A 15954-nucleotide genomic window follows, 5' to 3' on the forward strand; every position below is an offset into this window, starting at 1 on the left:
CCAAGATGCTTGCACGAGGGGCGCGGCCAGCAGTGGCTTGAGAGCCTGGCGACCTTCTCGCGATGCGCATGCCGTCCGTCGTGGGCCATGCGGATTTCGGCGTGCTGCGTAACCCATTGCGTCCTGGGATAACCAGAGTGCGCGTGATCCGCAAGAAGCCATTCAAGCTCGACCTGCGCCTCTTTCCCTAAAACGGCGCCATTACTCCGCCCGAAGACCATTCGGTTGCAGGAAGCCCCATTAGAAATTCTGGAACATTGATTTGGATACCTATCTTATCGATGATGAGGTTCTTTCCAGCCGAAGTCCGCCTGTCCAACCGGATGTCATTTGCGTGCAGCTTTCTGCCGAGCAGGTTTGGGGCAGGCGTGACAGATGTCGCGGCCATGCCAGCCTGACATGAGAATAAAGAAAGGAATGCGAATCAACACTCGACTATGGATTCGATCAACTCATCTCGCCGACGGCTCGGCCAGAAATTGCCTTGCGTTCAGACGGCGGCCTGTCCCACGGCGGTTCATCGCCGAACTCGGTCACCAGATAGTCCAGGAAGCGGCGCACCTTGAGCGGCTGGTGCCGGGTGCTGGGATATACGGCCTGGATCGCGAGTTCCGAAGCATGGTATTCCGGCAGCAATTCGACCAGCTTTCCTGAAGCGATATGCTCTCCAAAGACGAAAGTCGGTCCATAGGCGACGCCAGTTCCGGCGAGTGCCGCTGCCAGCAGCATCTGGGTATTGTTCGCGGCCATGCGGCACGGGCCATCGATCACGTACTCGCGATTCTCCGCATCGACGAGCGTCCAGTCTTCCCCAGAAACAGCTTCGCTGAACGTGAGTCGTGGTGCCGCGCGCAAATCCTCCGGTGTGTGCGGTGTGCCGTGGCGCTTCAGGTAGTCAGGCGAGGCGCAGATCACCATCCGGCATGGCGCAAGCGGTCGGGCAATCAGGCTGGAATCGGGCAGGCGCCCAATTCGCACGGCCAGATCGACACCGGCTTCGAGCAGATCGACGTAGCGGTCGCCCAGCGACATTTCGACGTTCACGTGCGGATGCGCTTCGAGATACTTCGCGATGATGCCGCCAAGATGCATCGACCCGAACGTCACAGGGGCCGCGATGCGCAACACGCCATGTGCTGTCCGGTTGGCATCCGTGGCCTCCCGATTGGCCTCGTCATAGGCTTCGAGAATCCGTTTGCACCGCTCGTAATAGGTCGAGCCAATATCGGTGAGGGTAAGGCGCCGGGTGGTGCGCTGAAGCAGTCTCGTGTTCAGTTCGGCTTCGATCGCGCTCACGTATTTACCGGCCATCGCCGCGGACAGGCCAAAACGCCGCGCAGCCGCGGCGAAGCTGCCTTCGTCCACGGCTGCGATAAATATACTAATACTGGTTAGCCGGTCCATTTAATCCTTGATTCGATAGTTTGATTATCGGATGGGTCGGTGTACCCGTAATTATCAACCGGATGAGGCGATAGTTCTGACGACCTTAATCTCTGTTACAAATTACTCCGTTGACTGCTCAATGATCTCGAAGATATTCTTACGCCGTGTTACACGTTTTGTACAGAGGATAAGTAAAAACTGCGTGCAACCGGAGAAAAATAGCGGGCGAGGTAATTTTTTCGTGCCGAAGTTCAGTGAGTAAATAGCTGAACCGGCCGTAGGCGTTATTGGTGGCTGCTTTGCAGCTCCATTGAAAATCCAGTTCCCATTTCACCTTGTACATCCAGGTGCGGGATTCTTTTGCTCTTTTGCTTTTAATTCGTTGCCTGGCGGAGATCGGGTGGTTTGCGTCCGCATACCACTTTCACGGCGGTGTCATTATTTACCGGTTTTTAACAATTCACAGGAGCCTATTATGTTTAAACCCAGATCCGCGGTTAAATCTATTTCCCGCCGCCGTCGCCAGCTTGGTCAAGGCATGACCGAATACATCATCATCGTCGCGCTCATCGCAGTTGCCGCGATCGGCGTGTATGCCGCGTTTGGCCAGACCATCCGCAACCAGACGGCCGGTCTCGCACTGGAAATGGCCGGCGATTCGAACTCGGCAAACGCCATCAAGAATGCGGACACGTCGGCCGGCAATGCGAGCTCGAAGGCCAATCAGAACAAGACCTTGAGCACGTACAACAACGGCAACCACTAACCCGGTGCAGTCTTGCGATGAAAGTCCATCCCGAACGGCTTCGCGGCCGCGGCAGGCAGCGTGGTCAGGCGTTGCCGTTCGCCCTGGTCTTTCTCGTGATCGGCGCGGCCGCCCTGTATCTGGCATTCAACGCGGCTCAGCTCGCTCATGCCAAGACCAAGGCACAGGACACGGCCGACTCCGCCGCGTACAGCGTAGGCGTGCTGCAGGCCCGCGATCTGAATTTCGCCGCCTATACCAACCGCGCGATGATCGCCAACCAGGTCGCCGTGGCGCAAATGGTCAGCATCAAGTCGTACGTGGACGAGCTGGCCGGCACTTATGCGAACACGCACTGGTTCGACGAATTCATTGAATCGTCGGCGGCGATTTCCGAGCCCTGGGTCATGCCGAAAGAAAGCGGCGGAGCCGTGCTCAATGCGGCGAAGAGTGCGCTCGATATCGCCACGCGCCTCGTTACGGTCGCCCTTGATGGGTTCGATAGCGTCCTGAGCAGCGAGCAGGCGGCCTTCCACGACTCGATCGTCTTGCAGATTCCCATTGTGGCGGAAGAGGTTGCGCAGGCAAACGAACCGGATTCGCATGTCACCAAGACCTACTTCGCCACGCGTGGGGCACTTGCATTGAATTCGACGTTCAACTTCGTGAAACGCAACAAGCCGGCCGGAACGACGGGTGAAGACCGATTCGCCGATGTCGTAACGGATAAAACGACACTCGACCAGTTTGTGCAGCAGCGTGGCGCGAACATCCGGGACCCGTTCGTGGCCAGCATCATCGAATGGTGCCCGGGTGCCAGCTTCATTGGCGCGGACAACAATCACCTCGGCGGCACCCAGCTTCGTCAGGACAAGCGCGGCTGGGAGGGCATCGACGCGACCGATGTGAACGGCGGCTGGATTTGCTACTTCGAGGTAGGGGCGGTAGGCGGCCCGATCATCGATGCGGCCGGCTCGGGTGGGGCGGCGGACGGCCCGGGAGGATCTTATTCCGGTGCGAACGGGTATGGCGGCTTCAACAATTTCGGCGGGTCTCTCACGAGCATGCTGACGCGGATCGCCGCGCGCGAACAGTATTACCAGGGACCGGGAAGCTCGCTCTCGTCGGACAACGCCGGGCTGCAGCCGTATCTCGAACTCGCGACGCTCACGACGCCCGCCAACGGCGCGAACTTCAATCGTGCGCCAGCGATCACGGTGGAAGTGCAGCGCCTCTCGTCCTCGGTATCGACTACGGATCAGATCAAGATCGCGAGCGGGCAGCTGCAGGTAACGGACGGCACGGCGAACAACCAGTTGCGTGCGGTTTCGAGTGCAAGCGCGTACTTCATCCGTCCTGCCGACTCGTCGTCGGGAGCAGCCGGAGGACTGATCAATCTCGCCAACTGGCGGCGCAGCGACAACAAGTGGGAGTACCCGAGCCTCTTCAATCCCTATTGGCAGTCCTCACTGGTGGACACCAATCTGGCGGCAGTCGAGGCGGCAGATCTCGCTCAATCGGCGGGGGCGCCATGAGCCGGCAACGCAGGACGTCGATTCGGCGATCGCGCCCGTATCGCGCGCAACGCGGACAGGCGCTCGTGGAGGCGCTGGTGGTCGCCGGCAGCGCGCTCATCTTCGCGTTTCTCGCGCTGAACATGATCGGCCATCTGAGCGACGCGCGCGACCGCACGCTTTCGGCTTCGCGCTACGCGGCATGGGAGCGGACCGTGTATTTCGACGACACCAACTGGTCGCCCAAGTATGGCAACGCGATCACCAAGAGCGATGCCCAGATCCGCAGCGAGGTTGCGCAGCGCGTGCTGGGCCATGACACGAAGCTCACCGCGAACGATGGATCGGCCAGCGCGCTCGCCGCGACACCCGAACCGGAATGGCGCGATGTGGCGGGCAAGGACATGCTGCAGCAGTACAACGATCTTCAGGTCAGTTCGTCGAGCGGCGGGACCGGCACGATCGCCGACAAGGTGCTCGGCATGCTCGGCTCGGTCAGCGGAATTGGCCTCGGTTTCGATCTGCCGGTGAATAACCAGCAGACAGCCAGCGTTTCGCTGCACATGGGCTATGACAATCCGACGCTCACGCAACTGTGGCCTTCCTGGCAAGGCGTGACTTTTGCTGACCACAACGCGCTGCTGACCAACACGTGGACACCGGACGGCAGCGACAAGGCGAAGGCGATGATTGCCGACGCCGTGCCGACGGCCAAGGGTTCGGTGATCGAGTATGGACTCGACGCGCTGGGGACATTCGGCATCGATATCACGCATCTGGATCTCGGCCGCATCGAGCCTGACGTGGTGCCGCAAGACCGCCTGGGGAGCCGATGATGGGCACGTTGCGGGTTTTCGCCGCACGGACCGCTCGCAGCGGGCCATCCGCAACAGTATTGCCGGCGCGCGTGGTGCGTTGTGCGGCCGTTGTGTGTGTACTCGCTTCCGCTGCTGCACACGCCCTAGGCGATGAGACTTGCGGCGATATTCCGGTGGCCGGCGAGAAGGTGGCCTGGATCGGACAGGACATGGTGATCAACGGAACGCCTACGCAGGCGGCGCTGATTACGTTCAATCTCTCGTCGAGCCAGGTCGCCGATGCGTTCATCCAGTATTGGACGCAGCACGGTGTGGCCGCACACAGGATGCAGGACAAGTCGACCTTGATGATCAGTGGCATTTCCTCGCAATGCAGCTATACGTTGCAGTTGCCGCCTGGGCAGTCCGCGCCGGTGCGTGGCCTCTATAGCGCCATGCGTCTTGGCGAGGCGAAGGCGCTGCCGCGTATGTTGCGGTCTGCGAACTATCCGTTGCCGCTGGGAAAGATTTTGCTGGACATGACGAGCAACGATGGCGCAACGGTGGCACGTACCGTGCAGATGTCGTTGCCCCAAGCCTCTTCGCAGGAGGCGAGCGCTGCCTATGCGGAGCAGTTGAAGCGAGACGGATGGCGCACGATTGCCGGTGGTCCGGCGATCGGCCGCTCCAATAGGGCGCCGTTCGGCTACGCGATTGCCGTGCAGAAAGACGCCTACCGCCTCGATGCCGCGTTCACGCAGGCACGAGGCTCGACTTCGGTGGTGATCAATGTCTCCTATGAATAACGCGGCGAGGGCACGCCACAGGCGCGTGCGCCGGCCGCCGCGTGCGCGTACTGCCGGACAGGCCTACGTTGAATACGTATTGATCGTGCTGCTCATCGTCGTTGCGCTGATTGGCGGTGACCACTCGGTCATGGCGCAACTGCTGGCCGCTTTCAAGTCTTTTTATTCCGCGTACTCGTACGCGCTGTCCATGCCCTGAACCAGTCAAACGTGGCTCATCATGATGTTGAAAAGAATTAAAACGCACACGCTCATCAATAACCCCTGGGTCCTGCTCGGCGTTGCCGTTATTGCCGCGGCGCTGCTCACCTGGTGGATGTTCCGCTACATGTCCGGACGCGAAGCCGCAATGCGCGAATCGCTGATGGAATCCATGCAGACGCAGAATCAGGTTTCGGTGGTCGTTCCGGTCGCCGACCTCAAGCCGGGCACGCCGCTGAACTCGGAAAACTTCGCTGCACGCGATGTTCCCGCCGATTTCGTCTACGACGACACGGTGCTGGCGAAGGACTTCGGTTCGATGAACGGCCTCACTCTCGTACGTCCCGTGAAGCACGGTACGCCGGTACGCCGCGCCGACGTTTCCGCCTATAACGTTCGCGACTTTAGCGACATGCTCAAGCCCGGCATGCGCGCGCTCACGATCGACATCGACGCCACCAATTCGGCGGACAACATGCTGCAGCCGGGCAATCGCATCGACCTCTTCCTGATAGCGCCGTCGAGCGGCGACAAAGGCTCGGGCGATCCGGGGCAATCGGCGAATCTTCTGCTATCGGATCTCGTTGTGATCGCAACCGGCCGGGACACGCGTCCGCGCGACTACGGCGAGGAGATCTCGCGGCAGGACGAGGCACAGCAGCGCACGGGCTATGACAGCGTGACCCTGCAGGTGAATCCGGAACAGGCGGCGAAGATCGCGCTCGCGCAGAAAGTGGGCACGCTGCGCGCGGTTTTGCGCAACCGTGCAGACAAGGCGGCGACGCCACCCGTTTCGGTGCAGCAAGCCGCGCTCTTTGGCGACGACAGCAGCGGGGGCATCCAGTACATCGTGGGCGGAAAGGGCGAAAGCAGTGTCTCGACGCGGCCGCCGCTCGACGGGAAGGAACGGCCTGGCGCGCCGGCCAGTGCGCATGCACGCAATGTCACCGACGTCGAGCAGCGCATGGCGGCGTTGAGCGATGCGCAGCAGCGCGCCATGCAGCAGATTCAGAGCGCCATCAACGGGTCCGCAAGCGCAAAGTGATCGCCGCGCCGGTCCAGTCCGGTGCAGGAATCTTCAATTCCAATCAAAAGCTATTCAACCATGACGATCAACCGACAACGCAGAACGAGGCACATCGTTCGGGGAGTGCACCTGTTTTGCGCAATGAGCCTCGTTGTGCCGTCCATTCACGGGCACGCCGAATCGGAAGCTGTGGCGAGCGGAACCGTGGTGGCGTCCGCGCCGGCAGCGCAGCCCGCGCCGAGCGCCGCAACCGCCTCGACGGTCGCCGCGGGCACGGGCTCGGCGCCGGCCGCGATTCCCGCTGCGCCGGCCGAAGGCACCCCGCCGATTCCGGCGCAAGGCGTGCAGCCGGCGTCGGCCGTGCAGGCAACCAGAGCAGCCGCGGTTCCTCCGGCGGCGATGCGTCGTGTGAAGTATCGTGCCGCAGCCGATAACGCCGACGACGGCGACCCGGTTGTCGAATATGCGCAGGGTGTGCCTTCCACACTCTATCTCTACAAGGGCGAGGTCAAGGTCATTCCGGTGCCGGGCAAGGTCAAGCGCGTGGCGGTGGGCAACGGCGACGTGATCAATGCATCCGTGGTCGATCACCAACTCCTGCTGCTGGCGCAGCAATCGGGCGACACGTCGCTCGTCGTCTGGAACGAGTCGGGCATCGTATTGCGTACCAAGATTTCTGTCTCGGAGCAGGATCGCGCGACCACGCTTTCGCGGCTTCAGCATTCGCTGGGCTTCGTCGAGGACCTGCACATCGATGCCGACGGCAACCGCTTCGTGGTGCGCGGGAAGGTCCATCCCGAGCAGCAGGATCTCGTGAAGGCCGCGCTCGGCAACATGCCCGATGTCGTCAACCTGATCGAGCCCGACGACGGCGCTTCGCTCAAGAAGACCGTCCACTTCAAGATGGACATCCTCGAAATCTCGAAGACTGCCGAACGCAATCTCGGTATCGCATGGGACCAGCAGATCAACGGTCCGCAAGCGTCGTTCGCGGGAAATGCGGTGCGCACGGGCCGCTACAAGCCGTTCCCGGATACGGGCACGGCTTCGTTCGACAATGCGCCTGGCTCGGCAGGCGGTGCGGCGAGCGGCGCATTTCTCGGTATCGCGACGTCGATCTTCTCGAGGATCAATCTGCTGGTGAACGATGGCGACGCCTATATCCTCGCATCGCCGGAACTCAACTCGCGTAGCGGCGGCAAGGCTACGTTCCTCTCCGGCGGCGAAGTGCCCATTCCGGTGTCCGCCGGTTTCGGCGCGCAGGACGTGATCTACAAGGAGTACGGCATTCGCCTCGAGATCGCACCCACGGTGGACGCGCACGACGTCATTTCCACCGATCTGCTCACGGAAATCAGCCAGATCGACCCCACCGTGCAGGTGCAAGGCTATCCCGCCTTCATCACCCGGCGCACCACCTCGCAGCTTTCGATCCGCCCGGGCGAAACCCTCGCGCTTGCGGGGCTGATCAATGCCGACGCCTCGACGGCGATCGACAAGATGCCGCTGCTGGGCGACCTGCCGGTGCTCGGGCATCTGTTCAAGTCCAGCGATTTCCGTAACAACAAGAGCGATCTCGTCGTGCTGGTCACGCCTTACATTGTCGATGCCGAGAGCGACAAGATTACCCAGATGACGACGAGCGGCTCCGATATCCAGGCGGACTATCGCAGCGAGTACGGCGACCCGAATCCGCTGCCCGAAGCCAACCAGCGACGTACCGATGCGCTGCGCGAAGAAGACGAGAAACAGGCCCGTCGCAATGCGCTCTCGCAGCCGTCCGACGAATCCGGCCGTGCGACGTACGGGCACTGAGGCTGTCGATGAACGAGGGAGGGTGTGCGATGGAAGACATCCAGCAATTGCAGGTTTCTGTCACGGGACGTGACGGGAAGGCCCAGACCCGCACGTTGAAGGCGAGCGCGACGCTCGGCAAGGACCCGGGGTGCGAGATCGTGCTCAAGGGCCTCTTGATCGGCAAGATACAGGCGGTGATCGAGCCGCGCAACGGACATTGGTACATCGAGGACAAGGGCGGTATTGCCTCTACGCTCGTGAACGGTCAGCCGATTACCTCCTATGGCCCGTTGACGGACACGGACGAGATCGAGATCGGGTCGTTCCGGATCGTCGTGGCGCAGGCGGGACGTGCGGCGGCTCAACCACTGCATCTGGTGGAGTCCGGCTCCGGGCACGAGCGCAAGGTGGAGGACGCGGTTGTCGCTGCGCGCGCGGAGACTGTCGTGATGCGTCCGGAGCCGCTGCTGGCCGCCGGCCGGGAATCCATCGATACACAGTTTGCCAGGCAGGACGAAGCATCCCGGATGGAAGCGGCCCGGCTCTTGCGTACGGGAACCGATGGACTCGCCATGGCGGGCGCGCTGCCGGACAGCATCGTGGCCGTGCCGCTCGATCGTCCTGCTGCGGCGCCTGTTACGCGAGCGCAGCCTGCTGCGCCCGTCGCCCCGGTTTCTGCGAGCGATGCCCTGTCCAGCCCCAGGACCGAGCCTGACGAACTGCAGTGGCTCAATACGCCCGAAGGCATCGACCTGCGCAAGACCGGGCACGCGCGCCTGATTGCGGCGATCGACCTGCGCCGCCTGAACGTGGCCCGCATGAGCGAGGAAGAACTGTCCACCACGGTAGGCGGGTTGTTGCGCACGGTACTTTCATCGGATCTGCTTTTCGAGCGCCCGGGCATTCCCACCGAGGCGCTCTTCAAGAGCATCTTCGACGAAGTGATCGGTCTGGGGCCACTCGAATCGCTGCTCGCCGACGAGACGATCACGGAAATCATGGTGAACCGCTACAACGAGATTTTTATCGAGCGGGGCGGCCAGTTGACGAAATCGTCCACGATCTTCACGGACGATCAGGCCGTGCTTGGCGCTATCGAGCGCATTGTCGCGCCGTTGGGCCGGCGCATCGACGAAAGCTCGCCCATGGTCGACGCGCGCCTGAAAGACGGATCGCGCGTGAACGCCGTGATTCCGCCGCTCGCGCTCAAAGGACCCAACATCACGATCCGGAAGTTCTCCAGACGCAAGCTGCAGGGCGAGGACCTCGTGCGCTTCGGCTCGCTGTCCCACCCCATGCTGGAATTCCTGCGCGTGGCTGTCGAGCGGCGCGCCAACATCGTGATTTCGGGCGGCACCGGCTCGGGCAAGACGACGTTGCTCAACGTACTCTCGAACTTCATTCCGGATAACGAACGAATTGTGACCGTGGAGGATGCGGCGGAACTGCAGCTTTCGCAAAGCAATCTCGTTTCGCTGGAGGCGCGGCCGGCCAACATGGAAGGCAAGGGCGCCGTGCCGATCCGCGACCTGGTGAAGAACACGCTGCGGATGCGGCCGGATCGTATCGTCGTCGGCGAGTGCCGGGGCGGCGAAGCGCTCGACATGCTGCAGGCCATGAACACCGGCCACGATGGGTCGCTTACCACGGCCCACGCCAACTCACCGCGCGATTGCCTGTCCCGTCTCGAAGTGATGACGCTGATGGCCGGCCTCGATCTGCCGGTCCAGGCGATTCGCGAACAAGTGGTCTCCGCAGTCGATCTGATCGTGCAGCAGACGCGTTTTTCATGCGGCACGCGGCGAGTCACGCACGTTACCGAGGTGAGCGGCATCGAATCCGGCACCGTGCAGATGCAGGACGTGTTCGTGTTCCGGCAAATCGGCTATAACGGCGAAGGCAAGGTGCAGGGTACGTTCCATTCCACCGGCTACATCCCCGACTTCTATCAGGACCTGATCCGCCGCGGCATTGCGGTGGACACGTCCATCTTCCAGGAGTGAGCGGAGTGTCCCGATGAATACGGCGTTGATGCTGGGCACGATATTCGTGCTGCTGACGGTGGTGCTGTGGGGCGTCGTCTCGCAGGGCAAGACGTGGTTCCTGCGCCGCACGGTGCGGGTGGGCGACGAGGTGGGCTCGAATCTCGCCGACCTGTTTATCTTCATCAGCACGCAGCAGGTGGCGGCGCTGAGCGCACTCGCCGTGCTCGCGCTTCCGGTTGCCGTGTACGTGGTAACAGAGAACGTGGTGCTCACGGCCATTGCGATTCCGGCGAGCCTCGTTGCGCCGCGCGTTATCGTGCGCCGTATCCAGAGCCGCCGGCTGCATCAGATCGAGAAGCAGTTGCCCGATGCGCTGCTGATGGTCTCGAGCGCGCTGCGGGCCGGCGCGAGCTTTCCGGTCGCGCTCGAAAGCGCGGCGCAGGAGTCGCGGCCGCCCATTTCCCAGGAACTGGCGCTGCTGATTCGCGAGATTCGTCTTGGCGTGGATATGGGCGACGCGCTCACGCACATGGAGAAGCGGATTCCGATGCAGGATTTCCTGATGGCGACGGCGGCGATTTCGATCTCGCGGGAAGTCGGCGGCAATCTTGCGGAAACGCTTGAAACGGTGGCGCGGACGCTGCGCGACAAGCAGCAGATGGAAGGGAAGATTCGCTCGCTCACGGCCCAGGGCAAGGCGCAGGGATGGGTGATGACGCTTCTGCCGGTCTTCCTGATGGTAGTGCTCTCGCACATGGAGCCCACTGCGATGGCACCGCTTTTCAACAAGCCCATAGGCTGGGCCACGCTCGCGGTGATCGCGGTGATGGAGTTCCTTGGCTACAAGGCGATCAACAAGATCACGAACATCGACGTGTGATCACTATGTCTATATCCACCGTTCTCGCTTTCGGTCTGTTTTTGGGGCTCATCCTGTTTCTGGGCGTCATAGTTCGGTCGCTCTCGGTGCTCGGCAGGCGGGTGCCGGGCGAAGACCGGGAGTTTCTCGATCCGCTTTCGACGCCGCTACGCGTGCTCTGGCCGCTGGTGCGCTTTCTCGACTTCCATTTCGGGAGGTTGTATCCGGCCGGCGTGGTGAAGCATGTCGAACTTCAACTGCAGTTGACCGGGCGCAGTTATCTGCTTTCGGCGCGCCAGTTCATTTCGCTGTCGCTGGTCGCAGCAGTGATTGCGTTCGCCCTGGCGCTCCTCGTGGAGCACTGGCTCGGCAGCGACAGCCTGGTGCTGCCGCTCGCTGCCGGCTTGCTGGGCTCGCTGCTGCCCCGCCTGTGGCTGCGCGATATCCGCACCCGTACCGTCAAGCAGGTGGAGAAGCAGTTACCGGTGTATCTCGACTTTCTGACACTCAGTATGGAAGCAGGGCTGAACCTGAACGGCGCGCTCACGCAGGCGGTGAGCAAGGGCCCGGCCGGGCCGCTCAAACGCGAGTTCGAACATGTGCTACGCGACCTGAAGTCGGGTCTGCCGCGCGCGGATGCTCTGCGCCGCATGGACGACCGCCTCCAGATTCGCGAAGTGACCAACTTCGTGAGCTCGGTGGTCCAGTCGGAGCGCATGGGCGGCAGCATTGCGACGACGCTGCGATTCCAGTCGGAGCAGCGCCGTACCGAGCGCTTCCAGCGTGCCGAGAAACAGGCCATGGAAGCGCCGGTCAAGCTGATCTTTCCGCTCGTGGTATTCATCTTCCCGATCACCTTCATCGTGCTCGGCTTTCCTATCGTGATGAAGTTCATGCAGGAGGGGCTGCTTTGAAGGCCGCGCGTATTTCGGCGCAAGGCAGGCCGCTCGCGCTCGACCTTCGCCTCGCCACCGGCATGTTCGATCGCATGAAAGGATGGATGGGGCGCCGGTCGATCGCGGAGCACGATGCGCTACTCATTCGCCCCTGCAATTCGGTTCATACCTGGTTCATGCACGTTCCCATCGACGTGGTGTTCGTCGACCGGGAATACCGGATTCTGGGCATACGCGATCATGTGCGCCCGCGGCGGTTGTGTGCGCATTGGCGCGCAGCCGCCGTGCTCGAACTGCAGGCGGGGCGCGGCGCGGCGTTGGGTCTCGTGCCTGGCCTGCAACTGCAGATCGACGCGCAGGAGGCGAGATGAGGCAAGCGTATCGTCAGTCATGCTTACGGAAAGTTCGTGCGGGGAACAGGCGGAGGCAGCGCGGCCAGTCGGCCACCGAGTTCATCATCGCGCTGCCGGTACTGCTTTTGCTGTGCCTCGGGCTGATCCAGTTCGCGCTACTGTACCAGGCAAAAAGTACGGTGAACTATGCGACGTTGATGGCGGCACGCGCCGGTGCGGTGGAGAATGGCGGGAAAACCGCGATGCTCAACGGCTTCGGGCGCGGCATCGCACCGCTCTTCGCTCATTCGACGGGCCTCGCGACGCAGCAGATGGCTGTCGCGACCGCCACGATCGAGGCGCGCAACCCCGGCATTACCACATTGACGGTCATCAGTCCCACCGGGGCGGCGCTATCGGACTTCGGGCGCAGCAACTACTACGCCGGCAAGACGGTAACCGAAATCCCGAACGACACGCTCATGTACCGAAACACGCAAACCGGATCGAGTTCGGGCCTCTCGATCCAGGATGCCAACTTGTTGAAGATCAGCGTCACGTATTGCTACGACCTGTATGTGCCATTCATCAACCGCGTCATCTTCTATCTGGTGAACGGCATCAGCAACATCTACTCGACCGGCAACTCAGGCGGACTCGGCTTGCCGACGAAAATGAACAGCTGCTACGGTTATTCAGCCGTATCGGGCGACTTCCGCATTCCGATCGAGTCCGAGGCGATCGTGCGGATGCAATCGCCCTATCGCGGAGGCTGATCGATGCGCGAGCGGAACAACGCGCGCGTGATCCGCCACGGGCGTACCGGCGGCTGGGTGGCGCTTGCCCTCTCGCTCTGCGCGTCTGCGCATGCGCAGGTGATTGCGCCTGTTGCCGCTGCGGCCATTCCGGTCGCGGCAATGCAGACGGTGACCGTGCAACACGAAGACGGCGTGGAGATCATCACGTCGCGCACGCTCAAACCGGGTACGCCGGTGCCGGCAACCGCGCCCGCACCGGATGCCGCTGCCGGGCCCGCATCCGCAGGCTCGCCCGGCAATGCGTCCAGCATACAATCGCGCCTCTCGCACCAGCATGCCCCGATGAATGCGACACTGTCCGCCGGCGATCCGGGTATGCTCGCAGACGATGTGCGCGGCGACCACCGGTTGCGCGCAAACCTGTTAAACGCGGACGGCACGGCGAACGAACAGGCGGACAACAGCGCGCATCAACTGGTCAACGCGCAGCGCGCGCAAGCCCAGGCCGACCTCAAGGACGCACTCGCCGGATTCGATGCCGCCAGGCGCAGTGGCGCGAGCCGGATTCAACTGGACCAACTGCAGGCGCGTATCCGGACCGATCTCGACGAGATACACATCCTTACGCATGCCCAGCAATCAGGAGCACAATAAATTGACCCTACCGTCAGGTACCGTTCTTACCTCTCGCCGATCGAGCGTCTTTACCCTTGTCGCCGCTGCGACGCTGCTGATGGCGGGCTGTCATCGCAAGCACGACGAAGCGAATAGCGTACCCGTTGCGCCCGCAACGGCAGCGTCGGTGGACGCGGCGCCCGCCGACGCCGCATCGGCCGCGCCTGCCAGCGACACCGCTGCCAACGACGCCCCGCAGACCGACGTGGCGAGCCTGAGCGCCGGCGCGTTTGCCGTCGGCCAGAACGATACCGACTGGTTCCGGCTCGTGGATGGTGTGCCGGATTCGCCGGGCATCCAGGCCAACGGCAATCACTACGAACTCGTGCTCGCGCTGCCTGGCGATGCCCAGATCAACTCGCTTGCTTTCGTCAGCAGTCCGCAGCTCAAGGTGACGCCGCATCACGTGAAGGTCGAGACCGCGGCAAGCGCGAACGGTCCGTGGAGCACCGCCTATGACGCCGATTTTCCCGGCGCCGATACCGTGGGGCCTGGCGTCGTGCTGCGTGCGCCGCTGCAGCAGCCAGTGACGGCACGCTTTCTGCGGCTGACGCTTTCGTCCACGCCGGACGAGGCACCCTATGGAATAGGCCTCTCGCGCTTCTCTGCCTATGGCACGCCGGGTGCGGCGGCGTCGGTGCGGCAGGTGGCCGGTCTCTATCATTTCCCGCTGAACTTCGGCTCGAGCGGTTACGTTCTGCTTGAGCAGAACGGCGCGGGTGTCGAGGGTTGCTACTTCGAATCGCAGGGCAGCGATCCCATTCGCGTTGCCCAGGTGCTGGGGACTATCGTCGGCGGGGTCGATCAAGGCGGCTACCTCAGGCTCACACGCAACGAGCAGCAGTCGAACACGAGCATGCCGGGCATCATGGTATTCAGCCCGGACGGCAAGCAGGTGTTCTCGGCGCTCTTCAAGGCCGACGCGCATACGTTCTCGAGTGTCGCGGAGAGTGCGGGCGAACGGGTCGGCCCGTCACGGCTCACGTGCGATTCCACTGGGCAGGCCGGCGGCGCCGTGGCCTCGCAACTGGAGCAGACGGGTCATGTCCAGCTCTATGGCGTGAACTTCGACCTCGACAAGAGTACCCTGCGCGCCGATGCGAAGCCGGTGCTCGATCGCGTGGCAGCGTTGCTGAAGCAGCATGCGGACTGGAAGATCGAGGTGGGCGGACACACCGACTCGACGGGCGGCGATGCGCACAACATGGCGCTGTCGCAGGCGCGCGCCGAGGCAGTCGCCGAGTATCTGAAGGGCGCTGGCGTGACCAACTCGCTGACGGCAAAGGGCTATGGCTCAACGCAGCCGCTTGTTCCCAATACGAGCGATGTGTTACGTGCGCAGAACCGGCGCGTCGAACTCGTCAAGCAATGAGGTACGCTCGCACTGTCGTTGCCGCTGCGGGAATGGGACTCGGCCTGGCTTTATCCGGCACGAGCATTTCCGCGTGCGCAGGCGGTGTGATTTATATCGTTGGCGGGCGCGGGCAGGCAGAGAGCGGCGTGCCCGCGGCCATGCGCTCCGTCGTACCGGCTTCCTTCCAGCAAGCCACGACGGAAGACAAGCCGAAGGCACGCGGTGTCGTGCTGAGCGGTGCGCGGCTCACCACGGCATCCCCGCCGTTTGCGTTGCCGGGGGCGCTTGCGCATACGCCCGCCTGCACGGACTGCAACTACGCGACGGTGGAGCCGATCATTCGCGCGGTTTCGCATGTCACGAATGTGGATCCGGCGCTTGTGGCCGCGGTGATCGACGTGGAATCCGGTTTCAACCGCAATGCCCTTTCGTCCGCGGGCGCACGGGGATTGATGCAGTTGATGCCGGCCACCGCCATGCGATTCGGCGTATCGGATGCGAACGATCCGGTGCAGAACGTGGCGGCCGGCACGTTGTATCTCGGCCAGTTGCTCCAGCAATTCTCCGGCAATCTGCCCTACGCGCTGGCCGCTTACAACGCGGGAGAATCCAGTGTGCGCAGCTATGGCGGCATCCCGCCCTACGCCGAAACCGAGGCCTACGTGCCGCGCGTTCTCTCGCGTTATGCAGCTTTCCGGACGCTCTTCGGCCCGCAGTATGACGTGGCGCCGGCGGGGCGCACGACGTTACATATGACGCTGACCGAGTATCGCCAGGCTATTGACGCACCCTGAGGTGGCCGCCAGGATGCGTGTTTCACTA

16 protein-coding genes are annotated in these 15954 nt (G+C 62.7%); 15 read left to right on the forward strand and 1 reads right to left on the reverse strand.

Annotated features, from left to right (window positions below):
• Positions 1-447: 447 nt before the first annotated feature.
• Positions 448-1404 carry a LysR family transcriptional regulator gene (locus BFE01S_RS28480; protein WP_028228430.1) on the reverse strand — a complete coding sequence of 319 codons (957 nt, stop codon included), beginning with the start codon at positions 1402-1404 and terminating at the stop codon, positions 448-450.
• A gap of 520 nt (positions 1405-1924) precedes the next feature.
• Here BFE01S_RS28480 and BFE01S_RS28485 point away from each other — a divergent pair.
• The 15 genes from BFE01S_RS28485 to BFE01S_RS42075 all read left to right on the forward strand — a co-directional run bounded on the left by BFE01S_RS28485 (position 1925) and on the right by BFE01S_RS42075 (position 15926).
• A complete protein-coding gene (locus BFE01S_RS28485; RefSeq protein ID WP_181565636.1) occupies positions 1925-2152 on the forward strand; it encodes a Flp family type IVb pilin in 228 nt (75 codons plus the stop codon).
• A gap of 17 nt (positions 2153-2169) precedes the next feature.
• Positions 2170-3666, forward strand: a complete 1497-nt coding sequence (locus tag BFE01S_RS28490; RefSeq protein ID WP_028228432.1) for a pilus assembly protein TadG-related protein — start codon at positions 2170-2172, stop codon at positions 3664-3666.
• Entirely contained in the window at positions 3663-4481 is an 819-nt protein-coding gene (locus tag BFE01S_RS40525) for a hypothetical protein (protein ID WP_156967178.1), read from the forward strand. Before BFE01S_RS28490 ends, BFE01S_RS40525 begins: the two co-directional genes overlap by 4 nt.
• 155 nt (positions 4482-4636) lie before the next feature.
• On the forward strand, positions 4637-5248 hold the full coding sequence (locus BFE01S_RS28500; RefSeq protein WP_028228433.1) for a hypothetical protein: 612 nt from the start codon (positions 4637-4639) through the stop codon (positions 5246-5248).
• Positions 5241-5447, forward strand: coding sequence for a hypothetical protein (locus tag BFE01S_RS44645; protein WP_156967179.1), 207 nt, complete (start codon positions 5241-5243; stop codon positions 5445-5447). Before BFE01S_RS28500 ends, BFE01S_RS44645 begins: the two co-directional genes overlap by 8 nt.
• Before the next feature lie 21 nt (positions 5448-5468).
• Positions 5469-6494: a Flp pilus assembly protein CpaB gene (gene cpaB, locus BFE01S_RS40530; RefSeq protein ID WP_245621216.1), complete on the forward strand. Its 1026-nt coding sequence runs from the start codon at positions 5469-5471 to the stop codon at positions 6492-6494.
• Positions 6495-6629: 135 nt separating this feature from the next.
• On the forward strand, positions 6630-8291 hold the full coding sequence (locus BFE01S_RS40535) for a type II and III secretion system protein family protein (protein ID WP_156967180.1): 1662 nt from the start codon (positions 6630-6632) through the stop codon (positions 8289-8291).
• A gap of 29 nt (positions 8292-8320) precedes the next feature.
• Complete coding sequence (locus BFE01S_RS28520) at positions 8321-10276, forward strand: ATPase, T2SS/T4P/T4SS family (RefSeq protein WP_028228434.1); 1956 nt, start codon at positions 8321-8323, stop codon at positions 10274-10276.
• Between the two features lie 13 nt (positions 10277-10289).
• On the forward strand, positions 10290-11138 hold the full coding sequence (locus BFE01S_RS28525) for a type II secretion system F family protein (RefSeq protein ID WP_028228435.1): 849 nt from the start codon (positions 10290-10292) through the stop codon (positions 11136-11138).
• 11 nt (positions 11139-11149) lie between these two features.
• Complete coding sequence (locus BFE01S_RS28530) at positions 11150-12031, forward strand: type II secretion system F family protein (RefSeq protein ID WP_028228436.1); 882 nt, start codon at positions 11150-11152, stop codon at positions 12029-12031.
• Positions 12028-12384 carry a DUF192 domain-containing protein gene (locus BFE01S_RS28535; RefSeq protein ID WP_052421008.1) on the forward strand — a complete coding sequence of 119 codons (357 nt, stop codon included), beginning with the start codon at positions 12028-12030 and terminating at the stop codon, positions 12382-12384. The genes BFE01S_RS28530 and BFE01S_RS28535 overlap by 4 nt, the downstream gene beginning before the upstream one ends.
• Positions 12381-13121, forward strand: coding sequence for a TadE/TadG family type IV pilus assembly protein (locus BFE01S_RS28540; protein WP_028228438.1), 741 nt, complete (start codon positions 12381-12383; stop codon positions 13119-13121). The genes BFE01S_RS28535 and BFE01S_RS28540 overlap by 4 nt, the downstream gene beginning before the upstream one ends.
• A gap of 3 nt (positions 13122-13124) precedes the next feature.
• The gene (locus BFE01S_RS44650; RefSeq protein WP_028228439.1) at positions 13125-13757 is read left to right on the forward strand and encodes a hypothetical protein; all 633 of its coding nucleotides are present in this window, start codon (positions 13125-13127) and stop codon (positions 13755-13757) included.
• A gap of 79 nt (positions 13758-13836) precedes the next feature.
• Positions 13837-15150, forward strand: a complete 1314-nt coding sequence (locus tag BFE01S_RS28550; protein ID WP_052421009.1) for an OmpA family protein — start codon at positions 13837-13839, stop codon at positions 15148-15150.
• A gap of 86 nt (positions 15151-15236) precedes the next feature.
• Complete coding sequence (locus BFE01S_RS42075; protein WP_245621217.1) at positions 15237-15926, forward strand: lytic transglycosylase domain-containing protein; 690 nt, start codon at positions 15237-15239, stop codon at positions 15924-15926.
• The last annotated feature ends 28 nt before the right edge of the window (positions 15927-15954 follow it).

Origin of the sequence: Paraburkholderia ferrariae NBRC 106233, assembly GCF_000685035.1 — a bacterium.
Taxonomy (GTDB): domain Bacteria; phylum Pseudomonadota; class Gammaproteobacteria; order Burkholderiales; family Burkholderiaceae; genus Paraburkholderia; species Paraburkholderia ferrariae.